This is a genomic window from Pedobacter jejuensis (genome assembly GCF_003725795.1).
In the GTDB taxonomy this organism is placed as follows: domain Bacteria; phylum Bacteroidota; class Bacteroidia; order Sphingobacteriales; family Sphingobacteriaceae; genus Pedobacter; species Pedobacter jejuensis.
The window spans coordinates 570,170-582,821 of the sequence record NZ_RBEE01000023.1; the positions used below are offsets into that span (position 1 = coordinate 570,170).

Consider the following 12,652-nt stretch of genomic DNA (forward strand, 5'->3'; position numbering starts at 1 on the left):
GGCTATTGCAAATGTAGTGTTCCATTTTAAGGGGTTTAGAAATGTACAAACCATTGTTCCTAAACCCGATTGAAATGAAAAGCCCCGATTTTTCATTGGGCTTGTAATGCAAAGCGGGACTGAAGACCGCCAAAAGATACTGACCTTTCATTTCCAAAAAAAAAATCAAACTGGTTTAAATATATCAAGCGATTTTAATTAAGCAGTGCAAAGCTTGTGCAAGAATTCAAGCTATGAAATAGAATCTTTGTTCATCTGATTGACAAGATTTACAAAAAGATTGTAACGCAGCGGGGCTGACTCACAAGAGAATGCTGTAAATGCTTTTCATTAAACTAAGTATTGCAAAATTTTAATTTAGAGCACCTCTAAATTAGTTAGAAAATCTATCCCGGTGTTCAAAAAATAAGCCCAATTATCTAAAACTTTAATAAAAAATATGTATTAAATTTTAATCATGTTTGGATTTATACTTTAATTATAGCTTTATTTGCACAAAATCGTATTTCATGGCTAAAAACTTATTAATCGTCGAGTCTCCCGCAAAAGCAAAAACCATAGAGGGCTATTTAGGAAAAGATTTCCTTGTGAAATCTAGCTATGGCCATATTCGGGATTTGGCGAAAGGCGATATGGCCATCGATATTAAGAACAATTTCGCCCAAACCTACGAGGTGCCTGCCGATAAGAAAAGCATGGTGGCCGAATTGAAAAAGCTAGCAAAAGAAGCCGAAATGGTATGGCTAGCATCCGATGAAGACCGTGAGGGAGAAGCCATTTCTTGGCATCTATTTGAAACTTTAGGTCTAAAAGCGGAAAAAACTAAGCGTATTGTTTTCCATGAAATTACAAAGCCAGCGATTTTAAAAGCGATTGATAGTCCGAGGGATATAAATTACAACTTAGTAAATGCACAACAAGCTCGCCGTGTATTAGATAGATTGGTGGGTTTTGAACTTTCTCCAGTTTTATGGAAAAAAGTTAAACCATCGCTTTCTGCAGGTCGTGTTCAATCTGTTGCGGTTCGTTTAATTGTTGATAGAGAAAGAGAAGTACAACAATTTAATGCTGCTGCTGCTTATAAAATTACGGCACAATTTTCTACCGGAAAAGGTAAAGAAGTTGTAAAAGCAGAATTACCACAACGTTTCGAAAGCGAAAATGATGCGGAAAAATTTCTTCAGGATTGTGCTGCAGCGAAATTCGACATTACGAGTTTAGAAACAAAACCAGCAAAACGTAATCCGGCGGCTCCATTTACAACCTCAACTTTGCAGCAAGAAGCCTCACGCAAATTGGGTTTTCCGGTTGCAAGAACCATGCAGGTTGCACAGAGATTGTACGAGGCTGGTAAGATTACCTACATGAGAACGGACTCGGTAAATTTATCGGAAACGGCTTTAAATGCTGCAGCTGCAGAAATTAAATCGGCTTATGGCGATAAATACCATCACCAAAGGATTTATAAAACGAAGTCTGCTGGTGCGCAAGAGGCTCACGAGGCTATCCGTCCAACTTATTTCGACAGACATACAGTTGACGGCGATATTTCGGAAAAACGCTTGTACGAATTAATCTGGAAGCGTTCTATTGCATCGCAAATGAGCGAGGCTTTATTTGAAAAAACAACTGCTCAAATCACTGCATCAACCCGTAAAGAACATTTGGTTGCCGAGGGCGAAGTTTTGAAATTTGATGGCTTTTTGAAAGTTTATTTAGAATCGACAGATGATGAAGAGGGTGAAGAAAAAGAAGGCGGCTCTATTCTACCGCCGCTAGCCAAAGGACAAGAATTATTTTTAAATGAAATGCAGGCAACGGAACGTTATTCTCGTCCGCCAGCAAGATATACAGAGGCCAGTTTAGTAAAAAAATTAGAAGAATTGGGCATCGGTCGCCCTTCTACTTATGCGCCAACAATTTCTACCGTTCAAAACCGCGGTTATGTGGTTAAGGAAGATAGAGATGGTAAACCGCGTAAATTTACAGCCATCGTTTTAGCTAACGGAACGGTTAAAAAAGAAATAAAAACAGAAATTTCTGGTGCCGAAAAACAAAAACTTTTCCCTACAGATATTGGTGAAGTGGTGAATGATTTTTTGGTTGAGCATTTTAAAGGAATTGTTGATTTTAACTTCACTGCTAAGGTGGAGAAAGAATTTGATGAGATTGCACAAGGTTTGCAAGAGTGGACCAAAATGCTGCATTCTTTTTACAACCCTTTCCATGCAGAAGTTGAAACAACTTTAGAAACTGCCGAACGTGCAACAGGCGAACGTTTGCTAGGTTTAGACCCAGCAACTGGGAAAAACGTATACACCAAAGTTGGTAAATTCGGTCCGCTGGTACAAATTGGTGAGCTTGATGAGGAAGAAAAACCTCGTTATGCCAGTTTAATGCGCAACCAATCTGTAGCAACCATTCAGCTGGAAGATGCGCTCGAATTGTTCAAACTTCCTTTTTCTCTGCCAGATTATGAAGGTAAGGAAGTGATGGTTGGTGTTGGTCGCTTTGGTCCTTACGTAAAATGGGGCGAAAGTTTTATTTCTCTACCTAAAAATGAAGAGCCTTTAGCGGTTACTTACGAAAGAGCGGTTGAAATTATTAAACAAAAAATGGATGATGATGCGCCGATTGCTCATTATCAGGGCTTAGGTGTTACGAAAGGTAAAGGTAGATTTGGTCCGTTTATTAAATGGAATGATTTGTTTATCAATATCCCTGCTAAAGGCTACGATTTCGATAATTTATCACAAGAAGATATCAATACGCTGATTGGCAAAAAGGTTGAAAAAGAGGCGAATAGATTTATTAAAACTTGGGATGAGGAGAAAATCTCTATCGAAAATGGCCGCTGGGGACCGTTTATTCGTTTCGGTAAATTGATGCTGAAATTGAGGTACAACGAAAAGACTAAACAAAAATATACGCCTGAAGAATTAGCCGATGTGGACTTGGAAGTGATTAAAAAAATGATTGTAGAGCAGGTTCCAAAAGCGTTCGAAACGAAGAAAAAAGCACCAGCTAAGAAGAAGGCAGTGGCGGTGAAGAAAAAATAGACCAAGATTAAAGGATTTTTACCAGGATTAAAAGATTGTAGGATTACCAAGATGAAATTGCTCATCTGGTAATTTTAGATATCAAAGTTTTATCCAGAGCTAATTCACTAATTCACTCAATCTATCATTCAATCATTTCCTCAATCTATCATTCACTAATTCTATCATTCTCTCAATCTATCATTCACCAATTCAATCATTTCAATCTTGAAAGCGGATTTACCAGAAAATACAGTAGAAGATATCGCAATGGCGGTTGTGCTTATGAGTGAAACACCAGAAGTAAAAAACTGGACGGTTTATCTCGTGAACCTAAAAAATGAGCCGATTACCAATGTTTTGATTAGCTCAAAAGGTTATGGTGAAAAAGACGGCAAGCAAGTAAAAACATCTGTGTTGAGGCATTTCATTGGTGATATGAATGCTCAGGATTTTAAAGGTGTCGAAGCCATCGACCCTGAAGTTTTTGGTTTAACAAACGAATATTGGTTGAGTTATTACATCGGTACCACGATTTACGATAAGAAATTCATCTTCTTGCCAGAAAGTATTATTGATACCAATCTGATTAAAATTCCGCTGGTGAATAGACCTGGAGTGATGATTAAATAAAATATTCATCAGTCATTTGTTCATTCGGATAATTTGTTTAAAAACAAAAAGTTAAGAATTAAACTACTCATCTTTGCTCAATAGACTAAAGAAAAGATTAGGCATCATATACAAATGACGAATGAACCAATGACTAATGAGTTTCCCTAATTTACCTTAACCGCTTGTCTACCAAGCAACTTCCATCCTCCCTTTTCCTTGCTCCAAATTAGTAAAATATGGAGTTTTACATTTCCAGGTACATTTTTATCATTGGTTTTTGCATTTAAAGTATGACGAACCAATGCTGTTTTATTCTGAACAATTATTGTTTGGTCGGTTAAATTTATATCCACAAAATCAGATTCTGAAGATAACAGCGAATGCATAAATTCTTGCTTCGTTTGAACCTTTCCACTCGAATGACCATAACTTAAGTCGTTCAAAATTAATTTATCCAAAGCCAAGCTATCCGGCGAAACCATCAATTTGGCAAGTTGGTTTACCGCGTTTTCTACCTCAGCTTTTTGTGCGAAGGTGATATTAGCAATCATTAAAAGGCTGGCAAAAATTAAAAATTTCTTAATCATATCTGGTAGAATTGGGATGATGGCGTAAACTTATCCAAATCGAACTAAAGGAACAAACCAAAGCCGTTATTTTTCAACATAAATTATTTTAATGGGAATTTTAGTTAATTTTCCTCAATTTAATATTGATTTAATTAATGTCATAGAAATTAAGCAAGCCAAATATCTGCTTGTAGAAGTTCCTAAACATAAAATTAATCGACTTAATCTAATTATAATCTCAATAAATGGAACAACCATCTACTTATCACTCATCATCCAAAAAGAAATTTATTTTTATCGGCTTGCTTGTCGTATCTATTGCCGCAATCCTTTTTATTTACTTCAGGCATAAAAAGAAATCAAATGAAGATAACCAGGCTTATGCCAAATACATCGAAGCATACACTTCTGGAACCATTTCTAAAAAGAGTTTTATTCGCGTTCATTTAGCTAATGCCGCAACCGGAATGCAAGATTTAGGCAAGGCAGATTCGCGAGAACTATTTGACTTTTCGCCATCTATTTCCGGTAAAACCTATTGGATTGACCCTCAAACAGTAGAATTTCGTCCGGACGAAAACTTGAAACCTGGTAAAGAATACGAAGCTTCATTTAAGCTATCGGATGTTTCTGCAACTGAAAAAGGTTTGGAAGATTTCGATTTTGAGTTTAAAGTAATCACACCGGGTGTGATGTTGTCACAAAATGGTTTGGTTTCTCAGAACGATACTTCGCTTGATTATATGAAATTAACCGGAGAACTGGCAACCTCCGATGCTGAAGAAACCGCTAAAATTGAAAAAATCATTGAGTTGGATTTCGACCAGAAATTAAAAGTGAAATGGCAACACAACCCTGCTAAAAACACATCGAAATTTACAATTGATAGCATCAAGAAAAAATCAACCGATCAAACTTTAAAAATAAATTGGGATGGAGATGCCATTGATGCCGAACAAAAAGGTGAAGAAGAAATTAGAATTCCGGCTTTAAATAAGTTCGAAATTTTGGATATGAAAGCCATTCAAGGCGAAGAAGACTACGCTCTAGTGCAGTTTTCTGAGCCTATTGGTGTTGGTCAGGATTTAACTGGTATGATTACCTTGGGTAACCTGAGTGATTTGAGGTTTACCATAGATGCGAGTCAGGTAAAAGTTTATGCCACCGAAGAATTAAAAGGCGATTATGCGCTAAATGTAAATAACGGTGTAGAAAACATCAATGGAAAAACTTTAACAGGTGGCAAAACAGCCAACTTGGTTTTTGAAGATAAATTACCATCCGTAACCATCGCTGGTGCCGGAACAATTTTGCCAAATTCGGGTAAATTGGTATTACCTTTCGAGGCCATCAATCTAAAAGCTGTTGATGTTACGGTTATCAAAATTTACGAAAATAACATCCCGCAATTTTTCCAAACCAATAGCTATAAAGACGGAAACGAGTTGCGCCGTGTAGCAAAACCAATATTGCAAAAAACCGTCAGATTAGATGAAGATAAATCGTTAAATCTGCATAAAAAGAACCGTTTTACACTTGATTTAGATAAAATGATTGGTACCGAACCTGGTGCGATGTATCGGGTTACCATCGCTTTCAGACAAGAATACAATGCTTATAACTGTAAAGCCACTGATGAGAAACCTGACGAAGATAATGAAGAAAGCAGCTATTATGGTGAGGATGAAAGTTATGGTGAAAAAATTGATGAAGATGATGATTTCTGGCAAAGTTACAACAATTATTATCCAAATAATTACAGTTGGGATGATAAGGACAATCCATGCACACCATCATTTTACACCAACCAGCGTTGGGCAAGCAGAAACCTAATTGCATCGAATATTGGCTTGGTAGCCAAACGCGGCAATGATAACAGTATGCTCATTGTAGCAACTGATTTATTAACAGCAAAACCCTTGAGCGGAGTCAGTTTAGAATTGTTAGATTTTCAACGTCAAACCATTTTTACTACCAAAACCGATGGAGAAGGCTTCGCTAGATTTGATTTAAAACGCCAGCCATTTTTATTGATTGCCAAGAATGGTTCGGAACGTGGTTATTTAAAATTAGATGATGGAAGTTCACTGCCTTTAAGTCGTTTTGATGTAGGTGGCGATGTAGTGCAAAGTGGGTTAAAAGGATTTATTTATGGCGAACGTGGCGTATGGCGACCAGGCGATAGTTTGTTTGTTTCTTTCGTTTTAGAAGATAAATTAAAGAAACTTCCGGCAAATTATCCGGTTACGATGGAGTTTTATAATCCGAAAGGACAATTATACAAACGCTTAATAAACGGCAAACCTTTAAATGGTTTCTACACTTTTAAAACCGCAACCGAAAGCACCGCTCCTACCGGAAATTGGATGGCCAAAGTAAAAGCTGGTGGTGCCACTTTTACCAAAACTTTGAAGATTGAAACAGTAATGCCCAATCGATTAAAAATTGATTTTAATGTTGGGAACAAGCCTTACTTAACTGCCGGAACCTCGGCCGCTACCCTATCTGCAAAATGGCTGTTTGGTTCGCCAGCGCAAAATTTAAAAGCTAAAGTTGATGTTAACCTCAATACCACTGAAACTAAATTTAAAGGCTTTGAAGGTTACAGTTTCGATAATCCAACGGTTAATTTTGAATCGCAGGTTAAAACTATTTTTGAAGGTACACTAAATGGCGCAGGTAGTGCTCAAGTGAATACAAACCTAAATGAAAACAATACGGCACCTGGAGTTTTAAGAGCGAATTTTACGACCAAAGTTTTCGAGCCGGGTGGTAATTTTAGTATTGATAATTTTAGCATTCCGTACCATGTTTACAATAGCTATTTAGGTGTTCGCCCGGAGAAAGGCGATAAATTAAGTGGCATGCTGGTAACCGGGAAAGACCACAAAATTGAAATTGTAAATGTAAATACTGATGGGAAATTACTTTCGGGCAGTAAAACCGTTCAGGTAGAATTATATAAAACGCAATGGCGTTGGTGGTGGGAACAGGATAATCAGGACACTTATGCAAATTTCACGCAAAACCAATACAATAAGCTGGTAGAAACGCATCAGGTAAGTTTATCGAACGGTAAAGGAAGTTGGAATTTACGTGTAAACGAACCAGAATGGGGACGATATTTAATTTTAGTTCGCGATTTAAATGGCGGTCATGTTACTGGTAAATCTGTTTACGTAGACTGGCCAGGATGGGCACAGCGTGAGCAAGGCGCAAATCCAACGGAGGCATCGATGTTATCTTTTACCGCCAATAAAGAGAAATTTACCGTTGGTGAAGATATCACGTTAACCATTCCAACGGCTAAAAATGGTAGAGCATTGGTTTCGATTGAAAATGGCAGTCGCGTTTTAAAAACTTTCTGGATTGATACCGAAGCCGGACAAACGCAATATAAATTTAAGGCTGAGAAAGAAATGGCGCCGAATGTTTTCGCAAACATTACGCTGTTGCAACCTCATGCACAAACCGTGAACGATTTACCAATCAGAATGTATGGTGCAATTCCAATTTCTGTTGAAGACCCGCAAACGATTTTAAAACCAACCATAAAAATGTTGGATAAAATTAAACCTGAAACCGAAAATACCATTACCGTAGGTGAACAAAACGGCAAGGCCATGACTTATACCATTGCTTTGGTTGATGAAGGATTGTTGGATTTAACTCGTTTTAAAACGCCAGACCCACATGGTGCATTTTATGCCCGCGAGGGATTAGGTGTTAAAACATGGGATTTATTTGATTACGTTTTAGGTGCTTGGGGCGGTAATTTAGAACGAATTTTAAGTATCGGTGGTGATGGTAGCATCAACAAAAATCTTAATCCAGCTAAGGCAAACCGATTTAAAGCGGTTGTAAAATTTATGGGGCCATATACCATTGGTAAAGGCGAAAGTAAAACGCATAAATTTAAATTGCCACAATACATTGGTGCTGTACGGGCGATGGTTATTGCTGGTCAGGATGCTGCTTATGGATTCGCAGAAAAATCCGTTCAGGTGAAAAAACCTCTAATGGTATTGGCAACATTACCTCGAGTAATTGGTCCGGGTGAAACCTTTACATTGCCAGTTACAGTTTTTGCCACAGAGAAAAATTTAAAGAATGTTTCTGTACAACTTCAGGCGAATAATTTGATTGTTCAGGGCACAAATAAACAACAACTTTACTACAAGCAAACTGGCGAGCAGATGGCCTATTTCGAAGTGAAAGCGCCAAATACGGTTGGTATTGCCAAAGTGAAGGTGATTGCGCAAAGTGGTGGGGAACGAACAGATTACGATGTAGAAATGGACATTCGAAATCCAAATCCTTACATTATAAATGTGGTTTCTGCAACGATTCAACCCGGACAAAAATGGGCTATAAATTATGCACCTATCGGGATGAATGGTACAAATTCAGGAACGTTAGAGGTGTCGTCTATCCCATCGATTAACCTTAAAAAACGTTTGAGTTACCTAATTCAATACCCACATGGATGTATCGAACAAACTACCTCAGGCATTTTTCCTCAATTGTATTTGGATAGACTAAGTCCGCTAAGTGAGCAACAAAAAGCCATGACGGAGAAAAACATCAAAGCCGGAATTACCCGAATTAAGGGTTTCCAGACTACTGATGGAGGCTTATCTTATTGGCCAGGAGATGCAAATGCAGATGAATGGGGAAGTAATTATGGTGGTCACTTTTTAGTGGAAGCACAAAACGCAGGTTATACTTTACCTGTTGGACTATTGGACGAACTGTTGCGTTTCCAAAAAGCCAAAGCTGCAAATTGGGCACCAAACAGTAATAATTTTTATGGTGGCGATTTATCTCAAGCTTATCGTTTATATATGCTTGCCCTGGCTAAAAAACCAGAAATGGCAGCGATGAACAGATTGAAAGCTTTTGAGTATTTGTCGGTTTCTGCAAAATGGCGTTTGGCCGCTGCATATAAGTTAGCCGGCCAAAACGATGTGGCGCAAAATATGATTCGCGGATTGGACACTTCAATAAAACCTTACAAACAACTCGGCGGAACGTATGGTTCTGATGTACGTGATGAGGCGATGATTTTAGAAACGTTAACGTTACTCGGACAGAAAGCTAAGGCAGCAAGTTTATTGCAACCTTTGGCTGCTAAATTAGGTGAAAACACTTGGTACAGCACCCAAACTACGGCTTACAGTTTATTGGCTATTGCGAAGTTCTGTGGAACCAATCAATCATCGAATAAGTTGCAGTATCAATATGTGTTAGATGGGAAATCTGCACCTGTAAATTCTGGTCAGTACATCAACAGTACGGCTGTCAGCTTTAAAGGAAACACAGCATCGATAACCAATAAAGGCAATAATGTATTGTTTGTTCGTTTGGTTTTGGAAGGTCAACCTGTTGCGGGCCAGAATAATTTCTTACCTAACCGACCTGATGTTTTGGATATGAACGTGGTTTACAAACGCTTAAACGGCACAGCTTTAGACCCAACGACTTTAAAACAGGGAACTGATTTTTATGCAGAGGTTACGGTAAAAAATCCAGGCCGAATGGGCTATTACGAACAGATGGCACTTACCCAAATTTTCCCTTCGGGATGGGAAATTATCAACACACGAGTAAACGATAATCAGAGTATTTTGGCATCATCGCCTTTTACCTACCAGGATATTCGTGATGACAGGGTTTTCACCTATTTCAATATTCGTGAAAATGAAAGTCTGGTTTATAAGGTTCTACTAAATGCCTCATATTTAGGAAAATATTATCTATCGGCGGTTCAATGTGAGGCGATGTATAACAATGATATTTCTGCTACGCAGAATGGAAAATGGGTTCAGGTGGTGAAGTAGGTTGATGAGGTTTACATCGTAGCGAAATAAATAAACTTTGAATTTCAAACCTCATAGGTTTTAAAAACCTATGAGGTTTATTGTTATAAAATAAATGAAAAAAATTCCCAAAGCATATTTCCTTTCAGATATCATCTGTATCTCATTGCTTTTGGTGTTTTTATTTCTACTTCCGGCTAAACTCTTCAAATCGCCAACTTCATTTGTAATCGAGGCCAGTAACGGAAATTTGTTAAGTGCAGCTATCGCAAGTGATGGACAATGGCGGTTTCCTGTCGCCGATTCTGTTCCGTTGAAATTTAAGGATTGCATTATTGCTTTTGAAGATAAGCGATTTTACAGCCATTTCGGGGTAGATTTTTTAGCCATGAGCAGGGCGATGCGTCAAAACTTTAAAGCTAAAAGTGTGGTGAGTGGCGGCAGCACCTTAACCATGCAAGTGATTCGTTTATCCAGAAAGAAAGATAGAACAGTTTGGCAAAAATTATACGAAATCATTCTAGCTTTCAGGTTAGAACTAAAATATTCGAAAGAAGAAATTATTGGTCTGTACGCAGCAAACGCACCTTTTGGAAGTAATGTTGTAGGTTTAGAAGCAGCAAGCTGGCGCTATTATGGCAGAGATGCCAAAACACTTTCTTGGGGAGAGATGGCAACTTTAGCCGTTCTACCAAACAGCCCATCGCTGGTTCATCCCGGAAAAAATTCAGCGAGATTAATTAAAAAGCGAAACGATTTATTGGATAAATTAGCAAAGCTAAAATACATCGACCAAAGTACAGCCAACTTGGCTAAGCTCGAACCTGTTCCAGGCAAACCGCTACCCTTGCCGCAAAATGCGCCACATTTATTAAATCGCTTTAAGCAAGAAAGAGCTAGTTTAGAAATCAATTCTACAAGAATAACTTCCACTTTGAATGAAGATGTTCAACTCAAGATAAACACTATTTTAAAGCGATACAATAACCGTTACAGAGCCAACGATATTAATAACATATCGGCTTTGGTTTTAAATGCCAGAACCGGAGATGTCGTAAGTTATGTCGGAAATATATATCAACCTGAAAATGCAGATTTACAAAGCCATGTTGATATGATAAAGGCGCCTCGAAGTCCGGGAAGTACGTTAAAACCCTTGCTTTATGCCAGTATGCTGAACGATGGATTTATTTTGCCGCATACTTTGATTCCTGATGTGCCCACACAAATTGCAGGATATTCCCCACAAAATTATGATTTGGGCTATGATGGTGCAATTGCTGCTGATAAAGCTTTGAGTCGCTCGTTAAATATTCCTGCCGTTAAGATGTTGCAGCAGTACAAATACGAACGGTTTTACGATAAATTGAAAAAACTGGGTATTGGGACGCTCAACCAACCTGCAGACCATTATGGCTTATCTTTGATATTAGGTGGAAGTGAAGTTACGATGTGGGATTTAGCCAATACGTACATGAGCATGGTGCGTACCTTGAACCATTTTAATACCTACAAAGGTTTATACAATCCGGCAGATTACAATCAAGCCACATATTATAAAACTGATAGGAAAGATGAAAAGGATTATCAACGCAATTCCTTTTTAGACCATGGTGCTATCTGGGCTACTTTTAATGCCATGGAAGAAGTAATGCGTCCGGGTGATGAAGGTTTGTGGGAACAGTTTTCATCATCGCAAAGAGTGGCCTGGAAAACCGGAACGAGTTTTGGTTTCCGAGATGCTTGGGCGGTGGGTTTGACACCGAATTATGTAGTTTGTGTTTGGGTTGGCAATGCCGATGGAGAAGGCCGACCAGGTTTGGTTGGTATTGAGGCAGCTGCCCCTGTCCTATTTGACATTTTTAGATTGCTCCCCAACGGCAAGTGGTTTGAAACGCCAAAAACTAAGCTAAAGAAAATTAAGGTTTGTAAACAAAGTGGCTACAAGGCAGGCGATTCTTGTCCCGATGTAGTAGATGAGTTGGCGCCCACAGCTGGCGAAAAAACTGTGGTTTGTCCGTTTCATAAGACAATTCATTTGGATAGAACTGGCATTTACCGCGTAACGGACCAATGCGAGAGCGTAACCAATATGCAACATAAAAGTTGGTTCATTTTACCACCGGCGATGGAATACTATTATAAAATTAAAAATAGTGATTATAAAACCTTGCCTCCCTTTAAAGCTGGTTGCGATGTTTCTGGTGGCAATAGCGTAATGGAATTGATTTATCCAAAAAATGGAGCAACGGTTTACATTCCTTTAGAATTAGATGGCACACGAGGCAAAATTGTTTTAAATGCAGCACACAGGAATCAAAGCTCAAAAATTTATTGGCATATTGATAATGAGTATGTTGCCACAACTACGAATTACCATCAATTGGCAATTAGTCCGCCACCTGGAAAACATACATTAACGCTCGTTGATGAAAACGGAGAAAGACTAGTGCAAACTTTTACGGTATTGGATAAAGAGAAGAAAGGGATTTGAGGTAGAAGATACTTGAAGGAAATACCTACAAAAAATCTTTATCCGTCAGTTGAAACTGACGGTGATGAAATGCAAATCGCTTAACCAACATAATATCCTGAATCATCAACCTAAAGT

Annotated in this window: 5 protein-coding genes; 4 read left to right on the forward strand and 1 reads right to left on the reverse strand. The window is 38.3% G+C overall.

Going from position 1 to position 12,652, the window contains the following annotated elements; genetic code table 11:
• The first annotated feature begins 509 nt into the window (after positions 1-509).
• Positions 510-3,059: a type I DNA topoisomerase gene (gene topA, locus D7004_RS13295; RefSeq protein ID WP_123206321.1), complete on the forward strand. Its 2,550-nt coding sequence runs from the start codon at positions 510-512 to the stop codon at positions 3,057-3,059.
• Between the two features lie 207 nt (positions 3,060-3,266).
• Positions 3,267-3,671 carry a hypothetical protein gene (locus tag D7004_RS13300; protein WP_123206322.1) on the forward strand — a complete coding sequence of 135 codons (405 nt, stop codon included), beginning with the start codon at positions 3,267-3,269 and terminating at the stop codon, positions 3,669-3,671.
• A gap of 146 nt (positions 3,672-3,817) precedes the next feature.
• Here D7004_RS13300 and D7004_RS13305 read toward each other — a convergent pair whose 3' ends face one another.
• Complete coding sequence (locus D7004_RS13305) at positions 3,818-4,240, reverse strand: nuclear transport factor 2 family protein (RefSeq protein WP_123206323.1); 423 nt, start codon at positions 4,238-4,240, stop codon at positions 3,818-3,820.
• A gap of 227 nt (positions 4,241-4,467) precedes the next feature.
• On the opposite strand from D7004_RS13305, the gene D7004_RS13310 reads away from it, so the two are divergent.
• Positions 4,468-10,062 (forward strand): alpha-2-macroglobulin family protein, encoded by a 5,595-nt coding sequence (locus D7004_RS13310; protein WP_123206324.1) that lies wholly within the window; start codon positions 4,468-4,470, stop codon positions 10,060-10,062.
• Positions 10,063-10,156: 94 nt separating this feature from the next.
• Positions 10,157-12,535 (forward strand): penicillin-binding protein 1C, encoded by a 2,379-nt coding sequence (gene pbpC, locus D7004_RS13315; RefSeq protein WP_123206325.1) that lies wholly within the window; start codon positions 10,157-10,159, stop codon positions 12,533-12,535.
• The last annotated feature ends 117 nt before the right edge of the window (positions 12,536-12,652 follow it).